Annotated in this window: 21 protein-coding genes; 15 read left to right on the top strand and 6 right to left on the bottom strand. The window is 70.0% G+C overall.

From position 1 onward, the window contains the following. Positions 1 to 3: 3 nt before the first annotated feature. The gene (gene galU, locus ACWD68_RS21500; protein WP_451808025.1) at positions 4 to 906 is read right to left on the bottom strand and encodes a UTP--glucose-1-phosphate uridylyltransferase GalU; all 903 of its coding nucleotides are present in this window, start codon (positions 904 to 906) and stop codon (positions 4 to 6) included. Between the two features lie 133 nt (positions 907 to 1,039). Between galU and ACWD68_RS21495 the strand changes: the two genes are divergently transcribed. Then, positions 1,040 to 1,615: a 5-formyltetrahydrofolate cyclo-ligase gene (locus tag ACWD68_RS21495; RefSeq protein WP_451808024.1), complete on the top strand. Its 576-nt coding sequence runs from the start codon at positions 1,040 to 1,042 to the stop codon at positions 1,613 to 1,615. Between the two features lie 97 nt (positions 1,616 to 1,712). Here ACWD68_RS21495 and ACWD68_RS21490 read toward each other — a convergent pair whose 3' ends face one another. Further along, a complete protein-coding gene (locus tag ACWD68_RS21490) occupies positions 1,713 to 4,472 on the bottom strand; it encodes a penicillin acylase family protein (protein ID WP_451808023.1) in 2,760 nt (919 codons plus the stop codon). A 290-nt stretch (positions 4,473 to 4,762) separates the two neighbouring features. Here ACWD68_RS21490 and ACWD68_RS21485 point away from each other — a divergent pair, with 290 nt between their 5' ends. The 7 genes from ACWD68_RS21485 to mscL all read left to right on the top strand — a co-directional run bounded on the left by ACWD68_RS21485 (position 4,763) and on the right by mscL (position 10,609). Further along, positions 4,763 to 6,262: a potassium/proton antiporter gene (locus ACWD68_RS21485; protein ID WP_451808022.1), complete on the top strand. Its 1,500-nt coding sequence runs from the start codon at positions 4,763 to 4,765 to the stop codon at positions 6,260 to 6,262. 250 nt (positions 6,263 to 6,512) lie between these two features. Beyond that, positions 6,513 to 7,775, top strand: a complete 1,263-nt coding sequence (locus tag ACWD68_RS21480) for an MFS transporter (protein ID WP_451808021.1) — start codon at positions 6,513 to 6,515, stop codon at positions 7,773 to 7,775. 68 nt (positions 7,776 to 7,843) lie between these two features. Beyond that, a complete protein-coding gene (locus ACWD68_RS21475; protein ID WP_451808020.1) occupies positions 7,844 to 8,179 on the top strand; it encodes an FmdB family zinc ribbon protein in 336 nt (111 codons plus the stop codon). A gap of 129 nt (positions 8,180 to 8,308) precedes the next feature. Next, entirely contained in the window at positions 8,309 to 9,187 is an 879-nt protein-coding gene (locus ACWD68_RS21470) for an S-methyl-5'-thioadenosine phosphorylase (RefSeq protein WP_451808019.1), read from the top strand. Next, on the top strand, positions 9,184 to 9,372 hold the full coding sequence (locus tag ACWD68_RS21465; protein ID WP_451808018.1) for a hypothetical protein: 189 nt from the start codon (positions 9,184 to 9,186) through the stop codon (positions 9,370 to 9,372). Before ACWD68_RS21470 ends, ACWD68_RS21465 begins: the two co-directional genes overlap by 4 nt. 106 nt (positions 9,373 to 9,478) lie before the next feature. Further along, positions 9,479 to 10,024: a hypothetical protein gene (locus ACWD68_RS21460; RefSeq protein ID WP_451808017.1), complete on the top strand. Its 546-nt coding sequence runs from the start codon at positions 9,479 to 9,481 to the stop codon at positions 10,022 to 10,024. 114 nt (positions 10,025 to 10,138) lie between these two features. Beyond that, positions 10,139 to 10,609, top strand: a complete 471-nt coding sequence (gene mscL / locus ACWD68_RS21455; RefSeq protein WP_451808016.1) for a large conductance mechanosensitive channel protein MscL — start codon at positions 10,139 to 10,141, stop codon at positions 10,607 to 10,609. 82 nt (positions 10,610 to 10,691) lie between these two features. Here the strand turns inward: mscL and ACWD68_RS21450 are convergent, their stop codons facing one another. Further along, a complete protein-coding gene (locus tag ACWD68_RS21450) occupies positions 10,692 to 10,874 on the bottom strand; it encodes a hypothetical protein (RefSeq protein WP_451808015.1) in 183 nt (60 codons plus the stop codon). 337 nt (positions 10,875 to 11,211) lie between these two features. On the opposite strand from ACWD68_RS21450, the gene ACWD68_RS21445 reads away from it, so the two are divergent. The 4 genes from ACWD68_RS21445 (at position 11,212) to ACWD68_RS21430 (ending at position 15,850) form a co-directional block, all read left to right on the top strand. After that, positions 11,212 to 12,447, top strand: a complete 1,236-nt coding sequence (locus tag ACWD68_RS21445) for a low temperature requirement protein A (protein ID WP_451808014.1) — start codon at positions 11,212 to 11,214, stop codon at positions 12,445 to 12,447. 126 nt (positions 12,448 to 12,573) lie between these two features. Then, on the top strand, positions 12,574 to 13,596 hold the full coding sequence (locus tag ACWD68_RS21440) for a P1 family peptidase (protein ID WP_451808013.1): 1,023 nt from the start codon (positions 12,574 to 12,576) through the stop codon (positions 13,594 to 13,596). Between the two features lie 129 nt (positions 13,597 to 13,725). Continuing rightward, positions 13,726 to 14,943: a L,D-transpeptidase gene (locus tag ACWD68_RS21435; RefSeq protein WP_451808012.1), complete on the top strand. Its 1,218-nt coding sequence runs from the start codon at positions 13,726 to 13,728 to the stop codon at positions 14,941 to 14,943. 157 nt (positions 14,944 to 15,100) lie between these two features. Continuing rightward, on the top strand, positions 15,101 to 15,850 hold the full coding sequence (locus tag ACWD68_RS21430; RefSeq protein WP_451808011.1) for a DUF6227 family protein: 750 nt from the start codon (positions 15,101 to 15,103) through the stop codon (positions 15,848 to 15,850). Positions 15,851 to 16,159: 309 nt separating this feature from the next. Here the strand turns inward: ACWD68_RS21430 and ACWD68_RS21425 are convergent, their stop codons facing one another. Further along, the gene (locus ACWD68_RS21425; RefSeq protein WP_451808010.1) at positions 16,160 to 17,689 is read right to left on the bottom strand and encodes an MFS transporter; all 1,530 of its coding nucleotides are present in this window, start codon (positions 17,687 to 17,689) and stop codon (positions 16,160 to 16,162) included. A 62-nt stretch (positions 17,690 to 17,751) separates the two neighbouring features. Here ACWD68_RS21425 and ACWD68_RS21420 point away from each other — a divergent pair, with 62 nt between their 5' ends. Next, a complete protein-coding gene (locus ACWD68_RS21420) occupies positions 17,752 to 18,726 on the top strand; it encodes a helix-turn-helix transcriptional regulator (protein ID WP_451808009.1) in 975 nt (324 codons plus the stop codon). A 546-nt stretch (positions 18,727 to 19,272) separates the two neighbouring features. On the opposite strand, the gene ACWD68_RS21415 is transcribed toward ACWD68_RS21420, so the two are convergent. Continuing rightward, the gene (locus ACWD68_RS21415) at positions 19,273 to 20,271 is read right to left on the bottom strand and encodes a sigma-70 family RNA polymerase sigma factor (protein WP_451808008.1); all 999 of its coding nucleotides are present in this window, start codon (positions 20,269 to 20,271) and stop codon (positions 19,273 to 19,275) included. A gap of 169 nt (positions 20,272 to 20,440) precedes the next feature. Here ACWD68_RS21415 and ACWD68_RS21410 point away from each other — a divergent pair, with 169 nt between their 5' ends. Next, positions 20,441 to 20,965: an N-acetyltransferase family protein gene (locus ACWD68_RS21410; RefSeq protein WP_451808007.1), complete on the top strand. Its 525-nt coding sequence runs from the start codon at positions 20,441 to 20,443 to the stop codon at positions 20,963 to 20,965. Positions 20,966 to 21,005: 40 nt separating this feature from the next. On the opposite strand, the gene ACWD68_RS21405 is transcribed toward ACWD68_RS21410, so the two are convergent. Further along, positions 21,006 to 21,812 (bottom strand): dioxygenase family protein, encoded by an 807-nt coding sequence (locus tag ACWD68_RS21405; RefSeq protein ID WP_451808006.1) that lies wholly within the window; start codon positions 21,810 to 21,812, stop codon positions 21,006 to 21,008. 136 nt (positions 21,813 to 21,948) lie between these two features. Here ACWD68_RS21405 and ACWD68_RS21400 point away from each other — a divergent pair, with 136 nt between their 5' ends. Further along, entirely contained in the window at positions 21,949 to 22,458 is a 510-nt protein-coding gene (locus ACWD68_RS21400) for a MarR family winged helix-turn-helix transcriptional regulator (RefSeq protein ID WP_451808005.1), read from the top strand. Positions 22,459 to 22,706: the final 248 nt, after the last annotated feature.

The raw sequence follows: 22,706 nt of genomic DNA, 5'->3' as shown, positions 1-22,706 counted from the left end.
TCCCTACATCTCCTCGGCTACGTAACTGCGGAGCCAGGTCCGGAAGTCCGGGCCCAGGTCTTCACGTTCGCATGCGAGTCTGACAATGGCACGCAGGTAGTCGCCACGGTCCCCGGTGTCATAGCGGCGGCCCTTGAAGACGACGCCGTGCACCGGGCCGCCGACCTTCTCGTCCGAGGCGAGCTGCTGGAGCGCGTCGGTCAGCTGGATCTCTCCGCCACGACCCGGCTCGGTCTTGCGCAGTATGTCGAAGATGTGCGGGTCGAGGACGTAGCGCCCGATGACGGCGTAGTTGCTGGGAGCGTCCGCCGCGTCCGGCTTCTCGACCAGACCGGTCACCTTGACCAGGTCGCCCTCGCCGGTGGCCTCCACGGCGGCACAGCCGTACAGGTGGATCTGCTCGGGCGCGACCTCCATGAGCGCGATGACGCTGCCGCCGTGCCGCTCCTGGACCTCGACCATGCGGGCCAGCAGGGGGTCGCGGGGGTCGATCAGGTCGTCACCGAGAAGGACGGCGAAGGGTTCGCGACCGACGTGCGGGGCCGCGCACAGGACGGCGTGCCCGAGGCCCTTGGGGTCACCCTGGCGCACGTAGTGCATGGTCGCGAGGTCGCTGGACTCCTGGACCTTGGCCAGCCGGCCGGCGTCGCCCTTCTTCTGGAGCGCCGATTCGAGCTCGTAGTTGCGGTCGAAGTGGTCCTCGAGGGGGCGCTTGTTGCGCCCCGTGATCATCAGGACGTCGTCAAGACCCGCCGACACGGCCTCTTCGACCACGTACTGGATCGCCGGCTTGTCGACGACCGGCAGCATCTCCTTGGGAGTGGCCTTGGTGGCCGGCAGGAACCGGGTGCCGAGGCCTGCCGCGGGAATGACAGCCTTACTGATCCTGGGGTGTGACTCAGTCATGCCCGCAACCATAACCGGTGGCTATGTGCTGAATCTGTGGCTCCGGTTAATTCGCTCTCATATGAGCCGATTAAGAGAACTGCAGGAGTCACCTGTGAACCATGTCGGACGTCAACCAGAGCCTGACAAGCGAATGTTGCGGCGAGGATTCCTGTCGGTGAGAAACGGGTTGACGGCCGATGACGTGCGGGAGAACGCCGCCGCCCTCGCCTCCCGCGCCCTGGAGCTGCCCGAACTGGCGCACGCCGGCACGGTGGCGGCGTACGTCTCCGTGGGGAGCGAGCCAGGCACCCTCGCGCTCCTGGACACGCTCCACGCGCGCGGGGTGCGCGTGCTCCTGCCGGCCCTGATGGCGGACAACGATCTCGACTGGGGGGCGTACACCGGAGCGGACTCCCTCGCACGCGTCCAACACGGCGGGAGGATGGCCCTCTTGGAGCCCGCGGGCGAGCGGCTGGGGCCGGAGGCCGTCCAGGACGCCGACGCCGTTCTGCTGCCCGGTCTCGCCGTCGACGCGCGCGGCATGCGGCTGGGGCGCGGCGGAGGCTCGTACGACCGCGTACTGGCCCGCCTGGAGCGCTCGGACGCCCACCCCGCGCTGGTGGTGCTCCTGTACGACACCGAAGTCGTCGGGCGGGTACCGGCGGAGGCGCACGACCGTCCCGTCCACGCGGTGGTGACGCCCTCCGGAGTGCGCCGCTTCCGCTGAGGGCGGCGGACGCGAAGTGGCCCTCCACGCGTGCGTGGAGGGCCACTTCGTCAGGCACCGACTTCGGGGCGTCAGGGGCTCGACGCCCGTCGGAGCGTCACGGCTTCAGGACCAGAGTGTCGCTCGTCTTCTTGTCGACGGCCTTGTCCGAGAAGGCCCAGGGCAGGAGTTCGCCCTTGGCCCACAAGTCCGTCTGGTCGGTGTAGTGGGCGCTGTAGGCGTGCCCGGAGGCACCCGAGAGGTTGATCCACTTGGACTTGTCGAGGTCACCGAGGTTGACGACCATCCGCATCGACGGGACCCAGACGACGCCGTAGCCGCCCGCCGCGTTCCAGCCGGTCGCGTTGACCGTCGCCTCGCCGCCGCTGAGCTTCCAGGGGCCGCGGTTGAGCATGTACTGGATGAAGCGGGGGCCTTCGGTACCGAGGGTCTGGTTCTTCAGGAACAGGCGGTGCAGCCGACCCCAGCTCCAGGTGTCGATGTCCTTGCCGAGCTTGGCGGTCAGCTCCCAGCGGGCGTCCTGCATGGCCCGGCCGAACAGCTCGTCCCGGGTGTCGGTCGCCTTGTCGGTGCGCGTCTTGGGCGACTTCCACCAGTCGTTCTTCTCGTTGTCGATGATCTTGCGGATGACCTCGAACCAGCGGTCGCCGCCGTCCGGCTGCGCCTGGTCCGCGTCGCGCTGGCCGCATTCGCGTACCGACTGGTCCTCGTCCGCGGGACCGGTGGTGTCGATCCGGTCGACCGACAGGCACTGGCCCTTGACCCGCAGCTCCTTGGGCAGCTTGTTGCCGAAGGCGAGCTTGAGGATGTTGCGCCAGGTGGCATTGAAGTAGGCGGCGGCCGCCGAGTCGGCGTCCTGGGTGTAGTCCCAGCCCTCCAGGAGCTTCTGCGCCTCGCGGACGTCCTTGTCGGCCACGTCGATCTTGAGCAGCTTGGGCACGATCAGCTTGGCGATCTCGCTGCTGTTGTCGAGCTGCATCTGCCGCATGTCGTCGGTCGAGATCTTGCCGACGCCGTTGATCTTCGACTCGATCAGGTCGTTGATGCGCTGGCTGCGGGTGCCGTAACCCCAGTCCGTGGTGAGGGTGTAGGGGTACTTGTCCGGGTCGACGACCGCCTGGTTGGCGGTCACGATGTACCCGCGCTTGGGGTTGTACTCGTAAGGCAGGGCGGACTGCTTGATGTAGCCCGTCCAGCGGTACTTGGAGTCCCAGCCGGGCGAGGGGAGCGAGCCGTCGTTGCCCTTGGCGCGTGTGGGGATCTTGCCGGGCAGCTGGTAGCCGATGTTGCCGTCGGCGCCGGCGCCGTCGGCGTAGACCAGGTTCTGGGACGGCACCTCGAAGGACGTGGCCGCCTTGCGGAACTCGGTCCAGTTCGACGCCCTGTCCATCTCGAAGACGGCGTCCATGGACCTGCCCGGGTCCAGCGCGGTCCAGCGCAGCGCTATCGCGTAGCCGTCGCCGCGGTCGGGCGCCCCGGCGTCGACTTCGGCCTTCTTGCCGACCTTGACCAGTTCGTCGTCACGGTCGGAGAGCAGCGGCATCCCGTCTTCGGTCTCCCGGACGACGATGCTCTTGGCGGTGCCCCCCGCGACCTTGATCGTCTCCTTGCGGACCGTGAAGGGGAGCACCTTGCCGTCGTACTCGTAGCCCTGGCCGGTGATCTTCTCCAGGTAGAGGTCGGTGACGTCGACCCCGGAGTTGGTCATGCCCCAGGCGATGTCCTGGTTGTGGCCGATGACCACACCGGGCATGCCCGCGAAGGTGTAGCCGGAGACGTCGTACCGGCACTTCGCGGAGACGCTGGTGCAGTGCAGGCCCATCTGGTACCAGACCGAGGGCAGGGACGCCGACAGGTGCGGGTCGTTGGCCAGCAGCGGTTTGCCGGTGATGGTGTGGCTTCCCGCGACGACCCAGGAGTTGGAGCCGATGCCGTTGCCGTTCACGCCGACGGCGGTGGGCAGGTCGTCGAGGACGTCGTAGAGCCCCGAGAGCTGGCTCTGGAACCCGGCTGGCGCCTCGGTGCCGCCCGTGAGGCCCGTACCCGCCGTGGACGTCGAGGTACTGTCCGCCTGCGTGTACGTCCCGGTGACGCTGTCGTACGAGCCCGTCTGGACGATCGTCTTGTTCCGGCTGTACGGGTACTCCGGGTACAGGTCGGCGATCTGCTTCGGGCCGAGCCTGCTCGTCATCAGCGAGCGGTCGATCTCCTCCTGCATGTTGCCGCGCAGGTCCCAGGCCATCGCCTTGAGCCAGGCCACCGAGTCGACCGGGGTCCACTCCGTGGGCTTGTAGTCGTTGGTGAAGCCCAGAGCCGCGTACTCCAGGGAGATGTCCTCGCCGTCCTTGCCCTTCAGGTAGGCGTTGACTCCCTCGGCGTACGCCTGGAGGTACTTCTTCGTGGAGGCCGACAGCTTGGTGTCGTACTCCTTCTTCGCGATCCGGTCCCAGCCCAGCGTGCGCAGGAACTCGTCGTTCTCGACCTGGCCCTGGCCGAACATCTCGGACAGCCGGCCCGAGGTCATGTGACGGCGCACGTCCATCTCGTAGAACCGGTCCTGCGCCTGGACGAAGCCCTGGGCCATGAACAGGTCCTCGTCGGACGAGGCATAGATCTGCGGGATCCCGTTGCCGTCGCGCTTCACGTTCACGGGCCCGGACAGTCCGTCGAGCTGGATGGAGCCCTTGGTCTGCGGGAAGGAGGCGCGCACAGTACTGATGCTCCAGTACGCGCCGAAGGCGATGCCTCCGATGATGGCGAGAACCAGGACAATCAAGAACAGTCGGGCTTTGCGCCCCTTCTTCCTGCCGGACTTGCCGGGCTGTTGGCCGGAAGAGGCGGTGGTGTTGGGGGGCATCGCTGTCCTTGCTGTCCTAACGCGAGCGGCAGGCGGTCCTGGAGTGCTGGGGCAACCATAGGCGCAGGGCCAACCGCGCCTTGACGCGGAGTAGGAAACCGGGAAGCACGACTGTTCGATCTTGCCTCCGGGAACGTCAAGAAAGCGTCAAGAGTTAGGTAAGGTAACGAAGTACTTGCACTGAAGTGCCCGGCTTCCGGTGCACAGAGCCGGCTGCCGCCACTGGCGCAACCGGATCGGCGAGAAAGGAACAGCCCCTGACTGTCCACCACCTCAACCAGCTCCTGCTCGTGTGCTCGCTCGTCCTGCTCTTCGCGGTGGCGGCGGTCCGGATCTCCTCACGCAGCGGGCTTCCCACGCTGCTCGTCTACCTGGGGATCGGCGTCGCGATGGGCCAGGACGGAGTCGGCGACGTCCACTTCAACAACGCCGAGCTGACCCAGGTCATCGGGTACGCGGCCCTGGTCGTGATCCTGGCCGAGGGCGGTCTCGGCACGAAGTGGAAGGAGATCAAGCCGGCCCTGCCGGCAGCGACCTCGCTGGCACTGGTGGGCATCGCGGTGAGCGTCGGCGTCACGGCCTCGGCAGCGCACTACCTGATCGGCCTCGAGTGGCGGCAGGCGCTCATCATCGGGGCGGTGGTGTCCTCGACGGACGCCGCGGCGGTCTTCTCGGTCCTGCGGAAAATCCCCCTCCCCGCGCGCGTGACGGGCATCCTGGAGGCCGAGTCCGGCTTCAACGACGCCCCCGTGGTCATCCTCGTCGTCGCGTTCTCCACCGCAGGACCGGTGGAGCACTGGTACGCGCTGCTCGGCGAGATAGCGCTGGAACTGGCCATCGGCGCCGCCATCGGGATCGCGGTCGGCTGGCTGGGCGCGTACGGACTGCGGCACGTGGCACTGCCGGCCTCCGGCCTCTACCCGATCGCCGTGATGGCGATCGCCGTCGTGGCCTACGCCGCCGGCGCGCTCGCCCACGGCAGCGGCTTCCTCGCCGTCTACCTCGCCTCCATGCTGCTCGGCAACGCCAAGCTGCCGCACTGGCCCGCCACGCGCGGCTTCGCCGAGGGGCTCGGCTGGATCGCCCAGATCGGCATGTTCGTGCTGCTCGGCCTGCTGGTCACGCCGCACGAGATGGCCGACGACATCTGGCCCGCACTCGTCATAGGCCTGGTGCTGACCATGGTGGCCCGTCCGCTCAGCGTGGTCGTCAGCCTGCTGCCGTTCCGGATCCCGTGGCAGGAGCAGGCGCTGCTGTCCTGGGCGGGGCTGCGCGGCGCCGTCCCCATCATCCTGGCGACGATCCCGATGGTGAGCGGCATCGCGGAGAGCGAGCGGATCTTCAACATCGTCTTCGTCCTGGTCGTCGTCTACACCCTCATCCAGGGCCCGACACTGCCCTGGCTGGCCCGCAAACTCCGCCTCGGGGAGTCCCCCGGGGCCGCCGACCTGGGCATCGAATCGGCGCCCCTGGAGCGACTGCGCGGCCATCTGCTGTCCTTCGCGATCCCCAAGGGCTCGCGGATGCACGGCGTCGAGGTGGGCGAGCTGCGGCTGCCCGCGGGCGCGGCGGTCACCCTCGTCGTCCGCGACGCGAAGTCCTTCGTACCGATGCCCACGACGGTGCTGCGGCTCGGCGACGAACTGCTGGTGGTGGCCACCGACCCGGTCCGGGACGCGGCCGAGAAGCGGCTGCGCGCGGTGGGCCAGGGCGGCAAGCTCGCAGGCTGGCTGGGCGCCGAGGACGGCGGAACGGAACACCATCGAACGAGGCACCAAACGGGACATTGAGTCGCGGCGGGCATTCACAGGCGAACGCACCCGTGGTGCTCGGTTTCACAGGCGTGGCCTCGTTCGTCCCTGTACGATGAAGGCACACCTTGATCGAACCAACTCTGCCTGACGCAGAGCTGGCGCGACCGTATGGCGGCCGTGACGTCCTCCGCAGGAGACGCCGGTATCTACCGCAGATCCGCGCAAGAGGACAGCTCTCGGCGCCCCCCGCACGGGCGCGCTACCAGGCGGCAGAAAGGCACGGGCCGTGGCATCCACGGTCACCTCCCGTCCTGGATACGGACAGCTGCTGCGCACCCGCGGCGCCTGGACGTTCCTGCTCCCCGGCTTCGCCGCACGCCAGCCGTTCGCCATGCTGACGATCTCCATCGTGCTGCTCGTGCAGCACACCACCGGCTCGTACGGCGCGGCCGGCGCGGTCGCCGCCGCCACCGGTGTCTCCATGGCGCTGTTCGCACCCTTCACCGGACGGCTGGCCGACCGGCACGGACAGCGGGCCGTCCTGCTGCCCGGCGTCCTCGTGCACGCCGTGTCCGGCTTCTCCTTGACCGCGCTCGCGCTGGCGGACGCTCCTTTGTGGGCACTTTTCGTCGCCGCCGTGCCGACCGGCGCCTCGGTGCCGCAGATCGGCCCCATGGTGCGCGCCCGCTGGGGCGTGAAGCTTCAGGGATCACCCCTGATGACGACCGCGGCGGCCTTCGAGTCCGTCACGGACGAGCTGACCTTCGTGTTCGGCCCGCTGCTCGCCACCGCGCTGTGCACGGCCGTCGACCCCGCCGCGGGCCTGCTGACCGAGGCCTCGCTGACTCTGGTCGGCGGTCTGCTGTTCGCCGCGCAGAAGGGCACGCAGCCCTCGGTCGCCGTCGACCGGCACGCGCGCGTGGAGCACGGTTCCGCTCTGCGTATCCCCGGGGTGCGCGTTCTGATCGTGACCTTCCTGGGCATCGGCTCCGTCTTCGGCGGCATGCAGGTCTCCCTGGCCGCGTACAGCGAGTCGATCGGCGAGCCCGGCCTGAACGGTGTCCTGTACGGCGTCTTCGCCGCGGGCAACATGATCTCCGGCATCGTCTGCGGCGCCGTCGCCTGGAAGGTGGCCCCGCAGCGACGGCTCGTCCTCGGGTACGCCGCCCTCGCGCTGGCCGCCTCCGGGCTGTGGGCCGCCGACTCGGTGATCCTGCTCGCCGGCATCGGCCTTCTCGTCGGCGCGTGCATCGCTCCGACCCTGATCACCGGCTACACCCTGGTCGAGAGCCTGGTTCCGCAGGGCGCCCGCACCGAGGCCTTCACCTGGCTCACCGGCGCCGTCGCCCTCGGCCAGGCGGCGGCCGTCACCGTCGCCGGACAGATGGAGGACCGGCTCTGGGAAGGCGCCGGTTTCCTGGTGCCGCTGGCCGGTACGGCACTGGCTCTGGCGACCCTGGTGGCACTGCGGTCACGCCTCACCACACAGGCCCCGAGCAGGACGGTCGCACGTGGCGTCGGTCACCGAGTGCCGGTGACAGTGGACTGATCTCGCGGAATACGTCAGTATGGACCGTCGTTAGCACTCATTGAGTGAGAGTGCCAGGAGGAAGACAAGTGCCGACCTATCAGTACCAGTGCACCGAGTGCGGCGAGGGCCTCGAGGCGGTGCAGAAGTTCACCGATGACGCCCTGACCGAGTGCCCCGACTGCAACGGCCGCCTGAAGAAGGTGTTCTCGGCCGTCGGCATTGTCTTCAAGGGCTCCGGCTTCTACCGCAACGACAGCCGCGGCTCCTCGTCGAGCAGCTCGCCGTCGGCGTCGAAGCCGTCCACGGCCACGTCCTCGTCGGACTCGAAGTCCTCGTCGTCGACGTCCTCGTCGTCGTCCTCGGACTCGAAGTCGAAGTCGAAGTCGTCGGGCACCGGCTCGGCCGGCAGCTCCGCCGCATAAGGCCTCCCCGGTCCGCCGAGGCTCCCGCCCCGGCGCCGCGAGGCCTCACAAGGCTCGTTCGCACGGGACCCCGTCGTCGCACGACGACGGGGTCTTCGGCGTTCTCCCGTCCCGGCTAGGGTGCCGTCCATGGCGAACACGGAGAACCCACAGACCCCGGCCGGGGAGCAGCCGACGGCCCTGGCCGAGATCGGTGTCATCGGCGGCTCGGGCTTCTACTCCTTCCTCGACGACGTGACCGAGCTACAGGTGGACACCCCTTACGGACCGCCCAGCGACTCGCTGTTCCTCGGCGAGATCGCCGGCCGACGGGTCGCCTTCCTCCCCCGCCACGGCCGCGGCCACCATCTGCCGCCGCACCGCATCAACTACCGGGCCAACCTGTGGGCGCTGCGCTCCGTGGGCGCCCGCCAGATCCTCGGCCCCTGCGCCGTCGGCGGTCTGCGTCCGGAGTACGGACCCGGAACGCTGCTCGTGCCGGACCAGTTCGTGGACCGTACGAAGTCGCGGCCCCAGTCCTACTTCGACGGGCTGCCGCTGCCCGACGGCACGGTGCCGAACGTGGTGCACGTGTCGCTGGCCGACCCGTACTGCCCCGTCGGGCGCGGGGCCGCCCTGGAAGCGGCGCGCGGACGGGACTGGGAGCCCGTGGACGGCGGCACGCTCGTGGTCATAGAGGGTCCACGGTTCTCCACCCGGGCCGAATCGCTCTGGCACCAGGCACAGGGCTGGTCGGTGGTCGGCATGACCGGGCACCCCGAGGCCGCGCTCGCCCGTGAACTGGAGCTCTGCTACACGTCGTTGACGCTGGTCACCGATCTCGACGCGGGCGTCGAGACCGGCGAGGGCGTCTCGCACGACGACGTGCTGAAGGTGTTCGCGGCGAATGTGGACCGACTGCGGAGCGTGCTCTTCGACACGGTCGCGGGGCTGCCGGCGAACGGAACGCGGGACTGCCTGTGCACGACGGCGCTGGGCGGGATGGACCCGGGGTTCGACCTGCCGTGACGGCGTCCGGGGTGGCCTTCGCCGTCGCCGCGGCCCTCACGGTCCCGACGGCTCTCGCGGTCACGTCGGACCTCACGGCCGCGTCGGACCTCACGGCCGCGTCGGACCTCACGGCCGCGTCGGACCTCACGGCCGCGGCGGGGTTTCCCGTGCCGGAACGCGGGCGGAACCTCCCGTTCGGGTGAGGGAGTTGTCCACAAACCGTCGGTGATCCACGGGCTCCGACGGGCTTCGCCGCGACACCTCATCGTGGGATCGCAAGCAGATCCCTCGTCGCAGGTGGTGGTCCCCATGTCACAGCTCTCTCCCCTCATCCGCCCACCCGGCGCGGACGCGCCTCCGACCTGCGAGGTGCCGCACTTCGCTCCCGTCCATGTGCGCGGCGGGCGGTATCGGCTGCGGCGCCTCGCGCGGCACAGGAGGCGGGCGGTCGCCGCCGGTCTGGCGATGACGGCGGCCGCCCTCGTGGCGGCCGGCCCGGGTGATGCCGGACGGGCCCGAGGACATCCGGCGTCCACGCCCCCTGCCGGGTCCACCGCCGCCACCGCTTCCGCGCCGGTACGCGGGCCGCGGGCAGTCGAGACGGTGACGGCGCCGGTCCGGATCGCCGACGGCGCCACAGTGGGTCTGCTGCGTCCCGGCGACCGGGTCGATGTGGTGGCCGCGGACAGCGGCGGCGAGGCGCGGGTGGTCGCGACCGGGGCGCGGGTCACCGAGATCCCGGACGTCGGCGCCACCGGCACCGGAGCACTGGTCGTCCTCTCCGTCCCGCGCACGACGGCCGCACGGCTGGCCGGCGCCGGCGCCACGTCACGGCTGGCGGTGACGCTGCGATGAACGACGAAAACGTGTCAAGTCCCTCGTTCGAGCTACCCAACTGGACAGGCCCGGCACACCCTGCCGTAGGTTGCGGAGCTGTTTGTTCCACGACTTGTGCAGAGGGGCCTCCTGGTGAGCGACAAGAAGCAGCCCGGCGTCTGGGAGGGCTTCAAGGCCTTTCTGATGCGCGGCAACGTCATCGACCTGGCCGTCGCCGTGGTCATCGGCGCGGCCTTCACCAACATCGTCAACTCCGTGGTGAAGGGCATCATCGGCCCGCTGGTCGGCGCTGTCGGGACGAAGAACCTCGACAGCTACAGCTCCTGTCTGAAGAGCCCGTGCACGGGCACCGGGGAAACCGCCACCGGCATCCGTCTCATGTGGGGTTCGGTGCTGGGCGCCACGCTCAGCTTCGTGATCACCGCGGCCGTCGTGTACTTCCTGATGGTTCTGCCGATGGCCAAGTTCCTGGCCCGGCAGGCGGCTCGCCAGAAGGCGAAGGAGAGCACGCAGGAAGTCCTCGAGGTGTCGGAGCTGGAGGTGCTGAAGGAGATCCGCGACGCGCTGGTCGCGCAGCGCGGTCCGGGACCCCGCGAGCACTGACGGCGGATCCGTGGACCCGTTCCCGGAAGCCCGCACGGCGCGGGGGCCCGGAGCGCGGGGGCATGGAGATCAGGAGCCGGGCTCAGAGGTGGTGGGGCGGCTTCTCGTCGAGGAAGCGCTTCAGGTCGGCGGCACTGTCACCCGTGCTGTCGGCCCGCTCGCCCCACCCACGGTCCGTATCGTCCGAGGACTGCTGGCTCAACGGATCATCGAAGACCAGTGCCGGCTTCGGATCACGCGGTTCGGGGGCGGGGGCGGGACTCATGCCCCAAGGGTACGCCGCGGGGGTGGAGGCCGACCCCGGCCGGGCCGGGCGTCCCGACGCGGCGGCGGGCGGGCGACCACCACGATCGGGTGAGGGGCACGGGTCCCCGAGTTCGCGGGGGAGGGGTCGGTGCTGGGGGCCGGCCTCCGGCAGTTCGACGGCTTCTTCTCCAAGGGCGTCGGCTCGTCCCTGGATCAAGAACCGTAGGTCCTCCGGCCCGGCCGATCCGGTTCCCCGTGACACGCCTGACCTGGCATCGGGCCGGGGCTTCGGCACCAAGCTCGCTTGTGAACGCATGCACAAGAATTTCCGGGACTTTTCTGCTGTGCTTGGCCGTATGACGTCCAGATCCACTCCGGAGCCCGCCGCGACGCCACGGCCCGCGGACCGTCGACCGGTGCGCAGAATGACCGCACGCGGCCGCGACGAGGCGCACCGGGTCGCGTCGCCGCTGGAGCTCCTCTTCGACCTGTGTTTCGTGGTGGCCATCGCCCAGGCGGGCGCCCAGCTGGTGCACGCCGTGGCGGAGGGGCACGCGGGTGAGGGCATCCTCGACTACGCGATGATCTTCTTCGCCATCTGGTGGGCGTGGATGAACTTCAGCTGGTTCGCGTCGGCGTACGACAACGACGACGTGCTCTACCGGGTCGTCACCCTGGTGCAGATCGCGGGCGTCTTGGTGCTCGCGGCCGGGGTGTCGAAGGCCTTCGGGAGCCACGACTTCCTGGTCGTCTGGCTCGGTTACGTGATCATGCGGTTCGCGATGATCGCACAGTGGCTGCGGGTGGCGCGGTCCACCGAGGGGCCCGAGAGAACGATGGCGCTGCGGTACGCGGGCGGCGTGCTGCTGTGCCAGGTCGGCTGGCTCGGTCTGCTGTTCACGCCGGAGCCGGGCCGCCCGTGGGTGTTCCTGGTCGTGGCGATCGCCGAGCTGTGCGTCCCGATGTTCGCCGAGAAGGCCTTCACCACGTCCTGGCATCCGCACCACATCTCCGAGCGGTACGGACTGTTCACGATCATCGTGCTGGGCGAGACGATCGCCGCGGCCACCGTCGCGGTGAAGTCGGCCGTGGACGAGCACGACGCGCTGGGCGAGCTGCTGCCCATCGCAGCGGGAGGGCTGCTGATCGTGTTCTCCGCCTGGTGGATCTACTTCGTGGTGCCGATCCACGGGCATCTGCGGACCAGCGGACAGGCCTTCATGTGGGGATACGGCCACTACCTGATCTTCGCGTCGGCGGCCGCGATCGGCGCGGGTCTGGAGGTCGCGGTGGAGCAGACGGTCGGCAAGGCGCACATCTCGACGCTGTCGGCGTCCGCCGCGGTGACACTGCCGACCGCGCTGTACTTCCTCGCCGTCTGGGCGCTGCACTCCCGCTACTTCAAGATCGGCATCGCCCAGCAGCTCGTGCTGCCGACCACCGCGCTGCTCGTCATCCTGTGCACCTTCCTGGGCGACTGGGCGGTCCTCGCCTCGGGCATCGTCTCGGCACTGGCCGTGGCGGTCGGGGTGGTGCTGACGACGCGGATGGTGTCGCGGGAAGCGGCGGGGAGCGCGGCCAGGGGCGTATAGGGGGAGGGCTCAGAGAAGTGCCGCCCGCGAGCCGCGAAGCTGGCGCGAGCCGCAAGGGTGCCGCCGGTTGCAGGTCCGTGGCGGGCGTACGGCTGTCACGGTCGGTGGGCGGGGAACACTGGGCCCATGACAGTTGACGCTCTGACGGATGTCGCCGGTCTGCGGGTGGGACACGCGACGCGGACCGGCGACGGTTGGCTCACGGGCACGACGGTGGTGCTCGCCCCCGAGGGAGGTGCGATCGCCGCGGTGGATGTGCGCGGCGGCGGGCCCGGCACCAAGGAGACGGACGCGCTCGATCCGCGCAACCTCGTGCAGAAGGTCGAGGCGGTCGTACTGACCGGCGGCAGCGCGTACGGGCTGGACTCGGCGTCAGGCGTGATGGCGTGGCTGGAGGAGCGGGGACGCGGGGTGCGCGTGGGGCCCGACCCCACGCACGTCGTGCCCGTCGTGCCCGCCGCCTGTGTCTTCGATCTCGGACGGGGCGGTGACTTCCGGTCCCGGCCGGACGCTTCCACCGGACGCGCCGCGGTCGAGGCGGCCGATGCGAGTGCGCTGCTCGCGCCGGTGCGCGAGGGAGGCGTGGGCGCCGGCACCGGGGCGGTGGTCGGGCAGCTCAAGGGCGGGGTCGGGACGGCGAGCGCCGTGCTGGAGTCGGGCATCACGGTGGCCGCGCTGGTGGTGGCCAACGCGGCGGGCTCGGTGGTGGAACCGGAAACGGGGGCGCTGTACGGGGAATTGACGCGAGGGCGTACGGCGCATCCGTCCGCCCCGGTGCGTGAGGCCGCCCGGCGGAGGCTCGCGGAGGCCGCCGCGACGAACGCGCCGCCCCCGTTGAACACCACGCTCGCCGTCGTCGCCACCGACGCCGATCTGACGAGGGCGCAGGCGCAGAAGCTCGCGGGCACCGCGCACGACGGGATCGCGCGCGCCGTGCGGCCGGTGCATCTGCTGAACGACGGGGACACGGTGTTCGCGCTGGCCACGGGTGCGCTGCCGCTCGCCGCCGGGAACCCCCTCGCGCTCAACGAGATCCTCGCGGCGGGCGCGGACCTGGTGACTCGGGCGATCGTGCGCGCCGTGCGTGCCGCGGAGTCGGTGGACGGGCCGGGCGGGGTGTGGCCGTCGTACGGGGAGCTGTACCCGTAGTCCGGCGATTGTCCCGGTCCTGTCACGTGATGGTGCTCAGCTCGGGCCGGCGGGAACCCGTCGCGTCACCGCTCGCTCTCTCTCCACGTACTCGAGCGGATCACACATGACGAGACCTGGGAGCAGCCCGTGACAACGCCGGACAGGACAGCGCGTGCACTGGGGGCCTGTGCCGCCCTGATGGTCGGCGCCCTCACCCTCACCGCCTGCGGAGGCGCCGCCAGCGCCGACAGTACGAGCGGCAAGGACGGCAAGAACGCGAGCAGGACGTCCACGGCGAAGATCGCCATCTCGGCGAAGGACGGCTCGACGAGCGCGTCCATCAACGCGACCGGGGTGAAGGTCAGCGACGGCAGGCTGACCGGCGTGAAGATGACGGTGGCCGGGAGCGGGACGGCCGTGCCCGGGGCGATATCCGCGAACGGCCACTCCTGGAAGCCGGAGGAGCAGCTGGAGCGCGGGACGAAGTACCGGATCTCCGCCATGGCGAAGGATGCGGACGGTCGGACCGCGGCGGCCAATTCGATCTTCACCACGGTCTCTTCGAGCAACAGCTTCATCGGTACGTACACGCCGGACAACGGCTCCACCGTCGGCGTCGGTATGCCGGTGTCGTTCACCTTCGACAAGGCGATCGGCGACAAGAAGGCCGTCCAGTCGCACATCAGGGTCACCTCCAGCAGCGGGCAGCGGGTCGTGGGCCACTGGTTCGGGGCGCAGCGCCTCGACTTCCGGCCCGAGGCGTACTGGAAGGCCGGCTCCAAGGTCACGATGAGGATCGCCCTGGACGGTGTCGAGGGCGCGAACGGCGTGTACGGCGTGCAGAAGAAGACGGTCACGTTCACCGTCGGCCGCTCCCAGGTCTCCACGGTCGACGTCAGCACGCAGACCATGACGGTCGTGCGCGACGGCAAGCCCCTCAAGAGCGTCCCGATCTCGGCGGGCACCCCTGAGCACACCACGTACAACGGTCGGATGGTGATCTCGGAGAAGTTCGTCCAGACCCGGATGAACGGCTCCACGGTCGGATTCGGTGGCGAGTACGACATCCCCGACGTGCCGCACGCGATGCGTCTGACATCTTCGGGAACGTTCATCCACGGCAACTACTGGTACAACCGCGGGAATCCGCCGTTCGGCCGGCAGGGCACCAGCCACGGCTGCGTGGGTCTCGCCGACGCGCAGGGCGCGCAGGGAGACACGACCGCCAAGTGGTTCTACGACAACTCGCTCGTCGGGGACGTCGTGACCGTCAAGCACTCGCCCGACAAGACCGTCTCTCCGGACAACGGGCTCAACGGCTGGAACATGCCGTGGAGCGCGTGGACCGCGGGAAGTGCCGTCTGACGAGGGACTTTTGACGCCCGGGCGGGCCGCGTGGGAACTTGCCGCGCGGCCCGCCCGTTTTCCGTCCGTACGTTTTCTCGGTTCGCGGACATGATGTCCGACCGAGGGGCTACGGTATGCACCCACAAGGTGACATGCAGCAACGCCGGGAGAAACCTTGAGCGTTCCGTACGAGACAGCAGCGTACGAACCACCCGAGTCGCCCGAGTCTCCGGAGGAGCATCTCGCGCGACTCCTGGGCCGCGCCCTGAACTCGTTCGAGCTGCCCGACGAGACGATACGGCGACTCGACTGCGCGCTGGCGCACGACAGCTCGCTGCACTCCGCGCACCACAGCGCGGGGCTGCACCGGGAGACGTACCGGCACACGTGGCTGCTCGCCGACGGCTCCGCCGTCACACTGTGGGAGCTCGTGCACAACACGGCGCCGGGCCGCGAAGCGCAGCACGAGGTCTACGTCGACGAGGAGGAGTTGCGCGCCGCCACGGCCCGGCTCCCCCTGCCGCCGGACGCGCCGGACTTCGAACTGCCCGTGTTCGTGCAGTTGTCGTCGATCCCCGAGCCGCGTCACACCTACGTGCCCGACGACTCCGCCGATCACGCGCGCCGGCTCCTGCGGCGCGCGGAGAATCCGGACCGGCCGGGCGCCGACCTCACGACGCTCCTGCTCCGGGAGGCGTTCGCGCACCAGATCACCCAGGCCTTCGGGCGTCCTTGCCGGGCCGGCCAGGCGGGTCTGTGCTTCTCACTCTACGAACACGCCTTCCTGCTGCGCGACGGGCAGGAGATCTCCCTGTGGGAGGTCGAGCACACGGCGACGCCGGACCGGCGGCACATGTGCGAGGTGTACGCGACGGAGGACGCGGCGCGCGAAGCGATGGAACGGCGCGCGGCACGACTGGGCTGACGTCCGGCCGGGCGCGGAGCGATGGGGCCGAGGTCCGGCCCCGGCCGCGGCTCGACCGCGTTGCGCCCCCACCCGGGGCGGTCGCCTGCAGGACCCCGCGCGGCGCGTCCGGGCCGGCAGTCGGCACCGGCGCCCGCCGGACGCGCCGGCCTCCCGACGACGAGGCCGTGCCACATCCATGGAGCCGTGCAACACCCGTAGAGCCGTGCCGATCCCGTGAAGCCGAAGGGGCCCCGGCACCTGAGGTGCCGGGGCCCCTTCGAGCTCGGACTTCCACGTCGCACGGGTGGTGGCGGTCCTGGAGAGGACTCAGCCGACGAGTTCGGGCTTCCGGTCCTTGGTGACCGTCTCGTCCTCGGCCCCCTCCACATGCTGTGCCGGCCGCTTCGGCAGCGCGAACATCACCAGGAAGATGACGGTCATCACCGCGGCGACCCAACCCAGCGCGTGCTCGAAGGCGTTCACGAAGGCCGGGCCCACCTGGGCACGGGTCAGGTGGTCGCCGATCTCGCCGAAGAAGACGACCGAGACCAGGCCGAGGCCGAGCGCGTTGCCCATCTGCTGCACGGTGTTGATCAGGCCCGACGCCGAGCCCGCGTGCTCACGCGGGACCTCCGAGAGCACCGCGTCCGTCAGCGGGGCGACGATGAAGCCCATGCCCGCGCCCATGACCACCAGCGGAAGGGCCATCTGCCAGGAGGCGATGGACATGCCGTACCGGTCGGACTCCCAGATGTAGAGCAGGACTCCGAGCGCCATGATCAGGGCACCCGCCTGGAGCACCTTGCGCCCGAAGCGCGGGACCAGCAACTGCACCGACATGCCCGCCGCCGCCGAGACGGCGATCGAGAACGGCACTCCGGTGAGCCCCGCCCGCAGCGCGCTCCAGCCCAGCCCGATCTGCATGTACAGCGTCCAGACCAGGAAGAAGATGCCGAGCGCGATACCGAAGACCGTCTGCACGGCGATGCCCGCCGCGAAGCTCTTCACCTTGAACAGGGACAGCTCGACCAGCGGCGAACCGTCCCGCGCCGCCTTCCGCTTCTCGTACGCCACCAGCGCCGCGAAGACGACGAGGGAGCCGGCCATCGACGCGTACCCCCACAGCGGCCAGTCCAGCTCACGGCCACGGGTCAGCGGGTAGAGCAGCATCAGCAGGCCGAGCGTGACGAGGGCGACGCCCACGAGGTCGAGCTTGAGGGCCCGCGGGGCCTTGGACTCGGTGATGAAGCGGCGGCCCAGGATCAGCGCGACGACGCCGACCGGCAGGTTGATGAGGAAGATCGGCCGCCACTCCAGGCCGAAGAGGTTCCACTCGGTGAGCAGCGCGCCGAGGAGCGGACCCGAGACCGCGCCCAGGCCGACGATCGCGCCGAAGAGGCCGAAGACCTTGCCCCGCTCGTGCGCCGGGAAGGTGGCGTGCACGATCGACAGCACCTGCGGCACCATCATCGCGGCCATGGCGCCCTGCAGGATGCGCGAGGCGACCAGCATCTCCGGGTTCGCCGCGAAGCCGCACAGCGCCGACGCGATCGTGAAGCCGGTTATGCCGAGGAGGAAGAGCCGCTTGCGGCCGTGAATGTCGCCGAGCCGCCCACCGGTGATGAGTCCCGCGGCGAAGGCCAGCGCGTAGCCCGCGGTGATCCACTGGATCTGGCTGAAAGTGGCGCCCGCGTCCCGCTGGATCGACGGGATCGCGATGTTCACGATCGTGACGTCGACCAGGTCCATGAAGGCCGCGGTCATCACGATGGCGAGGGCGAACCAGCGCCGTCGGTCGGCCGCGGCGCCGGGTGCCGGGCTGCTGAGAGCAGTCTCAGAGGTCTCGGTGGAAGTCATGCGGTAAAGCTAAGCCCTGATTAGGTCAGATCATGTCCTAGTTGTGCGGCACCCTGGAAAACATGACGACCGACACACCGGCCAGGCTGCTCCAGCTCCTCTCCCTCCTCCAGACGCCCCGCGAATGGCCCGGCGGCGAGCTGTCCGAGCGCCTGGGGGTGTCCCGTCGCACGGTCCGCCGCGACATCGACCGGCTGCGCGAGCTGGGCTATCCGGTACAGGCGACCAAGGGCGCGGACGGCGGATACCGGCTGGTGGCGGGCAAGGCCATGCCGCCGCTCGTGCTCGACGACGAGGAGGCCGTGGCGATCGCGGTGGGCCTGCGGGCCGGCGCCGGGCACGCGGTCGCGGGCGTGGACGAGGCCTCCGTCAGGGCCCTGGCCAAGCTGGAGCAGGTGCTGCCGGCCCGGCTGCGGCACCGCGTGTCCACACTCCAGGCCGCGACCACCCCCCTGACCAGCGGAGACGGCGCGAGCATCGCGCCCGAGACGCTGACCGTGATGGCGTCCAGCGTCGCGGGACAAGAGCGGCTGCGGTTCGCGTACCGCTCGGGGGACGGGACACCGTCGCGACGGCTGACCGAGCCGTACCGGCTGGTCTCCACCGGCCTCCGCTGGTATCTCGTCGCGTACGACCTCGACCGCGAGGACTGGCGGACGTTCCGCGTCGACCGGGTGACCGAACCCTTCGCGACGGGGGCCCGGTTCGCACCCCGCGAGCTGCCGGCGGGGAACGCCGCCGAATACCTGCGGCAGTCGATGTACCGGCGTCAGGAGACGTACGCGTTCGAGGTCACCTTCGCCGCACCGGCCGACTTCGTCGCGGCGCGCGTGCCCGCGTGGATCGGATCGCCCGAGCCGATCGACGAGCACAGCTGCCGCCTGCGCGCCTCCGCCAGTGACTCGCTGGAATGGCTGGCGGCGCGGATCGCGATGGTCGACTGCGAGTTCACCGTACAAGAGCCGAGGGAACTGGCGGATCACATAAGGGAGTTGGGGGCGCGGCTGAGCCGGGCCGGGAGTGGTTCCGCGGTCTGACTGGCACGTCGCGGCCGGCGGGGCACCGGGGAGCCGGTGACGCCCCGAGGCCGGTCAGGTACGGCAGGTTATGTCACTGTGGCAGAATCTGCCGTCCGGGTCACCCCGGGGTTCAGGTTCGGGGTGGCCCGTTCCCGTCTGCCCAGAACCCCACCGCGCGCCCCGCTCTCTCCGCTGCGGACCCTCGACCCGAGCCGAGGGACAGAAGTGGAGCCGAGCTTCGGCGCCAGGGGGGGAGGCGCCGAAGCTCGGCTCTGGGAGAGTCCCGGCGCGGGGGGGGTGTGCGTCGGGACTCGGTTCCTGGGGCGGATCGTGTCCGCCTGGTCGGGACTCTGAAGCGTGGGCCCGGAAGTCTTGTTCCCAGAGCCCAGCAGGTTGAAGCGGCCTTACATGGCCATGTCTGGTCGACTTGTGGCCAACGTGGCGCGGGCGCCCGTGCGCCAACCGGGCAAGCCGGGTCTCGCGCTCTTTCGACGAGTGAACCCGAACGGCCCACCCATCTCGCTCACCCGGCTCGCCCCGTACGCGTGCCGCACCCCCGCACCCCTACGCCGCCGCGTCGAATCCGGTGTCGCGCGCCAGCTTCTTCAGCTCGAGCAGTGCGTGCTTCTCGATCTGGCGGATGCGCTCGCGCGTCAGACCGTGCTCCTTGCCGACCTCCGTCAGCGTCCGCTCCCGGCCGTCCTCGATGCCGTACCGCATCTTGATGATGGAGGCGGTGCGCTGGTCGAGGTGGCCTATCAGGCCGTCCAGCTCCTCGCTGCGCAGCAGCGTGAGCACCGACTGCTCGGGCGACACGGCCGAGGTGTCCTCCAGCAGGTCACCGAACTGGGTCTCGCCCTCGTCGTCCACCGCCATGTTCAGCGAGACCGGGTCGCGGGCCCAGTCCAGGACGTCGCCCACGCGCTCCGGCGTCGAACCGAGCTCGGCGGCGATCTCCGTGTGCTCGGGCTCGCGCCCGTTCTCACGGTTGAACTCGCGCTGCACGCGACGGATCCTGCCCAGTTCCTCGACCAGGTGGACGGGGAGGCGGATCGTGCGCGACTGGTCGGCGATGGAACGGGTGATGGCCTGTCGGATCCACCAGGTGGCGTACGTCGAGAACTTGAAGCCCTTGCGGTAGTCGAACTTCTCGACCGCGCGCACCAGGCCGGCGTTCCCCTCCTGGATCAGGTCGAGCAGGGGCAGGCCGCTGCGCGGGTAACGGCGCGCCACGGCCACGACCAGCCGGAGGTTCGAGCGGATGAATACGTCCTTCGCGCGCTCGCCGTCGGCGACCAGCGCCTCCAGCTCCTCGTGAGAGGCGTCCGCCTTGGCCTCCGCCTCGCCGTCGAGGATCTGCCGCGCGAACACACCCGCCTCGATGACCTGGGACAACTCGACTTCCTTGGCGGCGTCGAGCAGCGGTGTACGCGCGATCTCGTCGAGGTACATGCCGACCAGGTCGCGATCGGCGATTTCGCCGCCTCCGGCGCGAACACTGCGTGCCGCGTCGGCGGTCCCGCCGGTGGCGGACTTACGACGGGCGACGGCACGGGTTGCCATGCGTGCTCCCTTGCGATGGTGGGCTTGCGGGTGGACCTGGACATCGGGCTCACCCTCCCGGGTGCCCGGCATCTGATGGAAACAACGACTGGAATCAGGACAGAATTCCCAACCCGCACCTCGATTTTTCTGATCATGCAGTACCCTGTCGCACCACATGGGAGGGCGGATGTCGTCAGAACGTACAGATGTGCAGGTCAGGCCGGGGGTCGCGGCCGACCTCGGCGCCCTCACCGACATCTACAACCACTACGTGCGTGAGACGCCCGTCACCTTCGACACCGCCGCCTTCTCGCCGGAAGAGCGGCGCTCGTGGCTGCTCTCCCACCCTGAAGACGGACCGCACCGCCTGATGGTTGCCACGGACGCGGACTCACAGGCGATTCTCGGGTACGCCACATCCAGCGCCTTTCGCGTGAAACCCGCCTACGCGACCTCCGTCGAGGTCACCGTCTACGTCGCTCCGGACGCCGCGGGCCGCGGCGTCGGCACACTCCTCTACGAAGCTCTCTTCGCGGCGCTCGCCACCGAGGACCTGCACCGGGCCTACGCGGGCATCGTGCCGCCCAACGAAGCGTCCGTGCGGCTGCACGAACGCTTCGGGTTCCACCACGTCGGCACCTACCGGGAGGTCGGCCGCAAGTTCGGCCGCTACTGGGACGTCGCCTGGTACGAGAAGGAACTCACCCTCTAGGCAGTGCCGTTCGGCCGCCCCGACCAGGACCGCCGGGCTCTCAGCCGAACTGAACCGACCGCTTCGCCATTCCCAGCCAGAATCCGTCGATGACGGACCGCTGCCCGTCCAGTTCTCCGGCGGCGTCCGCCGCTCCCATGGTCACGAAGAGCGGGGCGAAATGCTCGGTGCGCGGGTGGGCGAGACGGCCCGCCGGGGACTTGCGCTCGAAGTCGAGCAGCGCGTCCACGTCACCGGCCTCCAGCGCGCGGTGCCCCCAGTCGTCGAACTCGCTCGACCAGGTGGGGACTCCCCCGCCCGTGTGCCGCAGAGCCGCGAGGTTGTGGGTGAAGAAACCGGAGCCGACGATCAGCACGCCCTCGTCGCGCAGCGGCGCCAGCCTGCGGCCGATCTCGAACAGCCGGACCGGGTCGAGCGTCGGCATGGAGATCTGCAGCACCGGGATGTCGGCCTCGGGGAACATCTCCTTCAGGGGGACGTACGCGCCGTGGTCGAGTCCGCGGTCCGGGATGTCCTGCACCGGCGTACCGGGCGCGCGCAGCAGTTTCCGTACGGACTCGGCGAGCCGCGGGGCGCCGGGGGCGGCGTACGTCACCTGGTAGTAGTGCTCGGGGAAGCCCCAGAAGTCGTACACGAGGGGGACCGTCTCGATCGCGCCGAGGGCGAGCGGGGCCTCCTCCCAGTGGGCGGAGACCATGAGGATCGCCTTGGGGCGGGGCAGGTCGGCGGACCAGGCGGCGAGCTGGCCGGGCCAGACCGGGTCGTCGGCGAGCGGCGGGGCACCATGGCTGAGATAGAGGGCGGGCATGCGCTCCGGCACGGGGCGCTCCTCGGTGGCGGCGGACATGGCGGCTCCCTCCAGAGGGTTCAATCGTACGGCGTGGTGCTTGATATTTGAAGCAGTTGCTTAAAGTCTCAAGTTCTTCACGGAGACTACGCCCGGTTTGTTTAAGTTTCAAGGAGGGGCTCGTACAGTGGAGTACATGAACACGGCACCCGCTCCCGCTGAAGAGCCGCGCTGGCTCACCGACGAGGAACAGCGCATCTGGCGCGCGTACATGCACGCCACGACCCTCCTGGAGGACCATCTCGACCGTCAGCTCCAGCGCGACGCGGGCATGCCGCACATCTACTACGGCCTGCTGGTGCAGCTGGCCGAGGCACCGCGCCGCCGGCTGCGGATGACCGAGCTGGCCATGAACGCGAAGATCACCCGTTCCCGGCTCTCGCACGCGATCGCCCGCCTGGAGAAGAGCGGCTGGGTGCGCCGCGAGGACTGCCCGTCCGACAAGCGGGGGCAGTTCGCGGTGCTGACCGACGAGGGCTACGAGGTGCTGCGGCGTACCGCGCCGGGCCACGTGGCCGCCGTACGCCAGGCCCTGTTCGACCGGCTCGGTCCGGACCAGCGCAAGGCCTTCGGCGAGGCCATGCGGATCATCGCCGAAGGACTCCAGCCGAAGGAAGCGGGCGCCGACCTGCCCTGGTTGCGCTAGGGCTCTCCCGGCCAGGACTCTCCCCGGCCGCGCAGGAACTCCCCGGGTCGCGCACCACTCCCCCGGCCGGGCCGCCGGTGGAACACATCCCCGGGGTGGTCGCCGACAGGCGCGAGCTCGTCCGCCGGGGCCGGGCCCGGACACGGGACTGCCCCGGCTCCGTCGTGTTCGGAGCCGGGGCAGTCCCTGGGAGACGTACGGGCGAGGCGTCCCCACCCCCCGCCCGTACGCGATATACGCGCCGTAGG

The sequence above is a fragment of the Streptomyces sp. NPDC005141 genome (assembly GCF_053599975.1).
This window is presented reverse-complemented; position numbering and strand designations above follow the sequence as displayed.

What these genes read in the sequence shown, in the direction of transcription:
- galU (WP_451808025.1), bottom strand. Translation starts at nt 906, where the DNA reads ATGACTGAGTCACACCCCAGGATCAGTAAGGCTGTCATTCCCGCGGCA.
- ACWD68_RS21495 (WP_451808024.1), top strand. Translation starts at nt 1,040, where the DNA reads ATGTTGCGGCGAGGATTCCTGTCGGTGAGAAACGGGTTGACGGCCGAT.
- ACWD68_RS21490 (WP_451808023.1), bottom strand. Translation starts at nt 4,472, where the DNA reads ATGCCCCCCAACACCACCGCCTCTTCCGGCCAACAGCCCGGCAAGTCC.
- ACWD68_RS21470 (WP_451808019.1), top strand. Translation starts at nt 8,309, where the DNA reads ATGGCGAACACGGAGAACCCACAGACCCCGGCCGGGGAGCAGCCGACG.
- ACWD68_RS21460 (WP_451808017.1), top strand. Translation starts at nt 9,479, where the DNA reads ATGTCACAGCTCTCTCCCCTCATCCGCCCACCCGGCGCGGACGCGCCT.
- ACWD68_RS21450 (WP_451808015.1), bottom strand. Translation starts at nt 10,874, where the DNA reads ATGAGTCCCGCCCCCGCCCCCGAACCGCGTGATCCGAAGCCGGCACTG.
- ACWD68_RS21445 (WP_451808014.1), top strand. Translation starts at nt 11,212, where the DNA reads ATGACGTCCAGATCCACTCCGGAGCCCGCCGCGACGCCACGGCCCGCG.
- ACWD68_RS21440 (WP_451808013.1), top strand. Translation starts at nt 12,574, where the DNA reads ATGACAGTTGACGCTCTGACGGATGTCGCCGGTCTGCGGGTGGGACAC.
- ACWD68_RS21425 (WP_451808010.1), bottom strand. Translation starts at nt 17,689, where the DNA reads ATGACTTCCACCGAGACCTCTGAGACTGCTCTCAGCAGCCCGGCACCC.
- ACWD68_RS21420 (WP_451808009.1), top strand. Translation starts at nt 17,752, where the DNA reads ATGACGACCGACACACCGGCCAGGCTGCTCCAGCTCCTCTCCCTCCTC.
- ACWD68_RS21415 (WP_451808008.1), bottom strand. Translation starts at nt 20,271, where the DNA reads ATGGCAACCCGTGCCGTCGCCCGTCGTAAGTCCGCCACCGGCGGGACC.
- ACWD68_RS21410 (WP_451808007.1), top strand. Translation starts at nt 20,441, where the DNA reads ATGTCGTCAGAACGTACAGATGTGCAGGTCAGGCCGGGGGTCGCGGCC.
- ACWD68_RS21405 (WP_451808006.1), bottom strand. Translation starts at nt 21,812, where the DNA reads ATGTCCGCCGCCACCGAGGAGCGCCCCGTGCCGGAGCGCATGCCCGCC.
- ACWD68_RS21400 (WP_451808005.1), top strand. Translation starts at nt 21,949, where the DNA reads ATGAACACGGCACCCGCTCCCGCTGAAGAGCCGCGCTGGCTCACCGAC.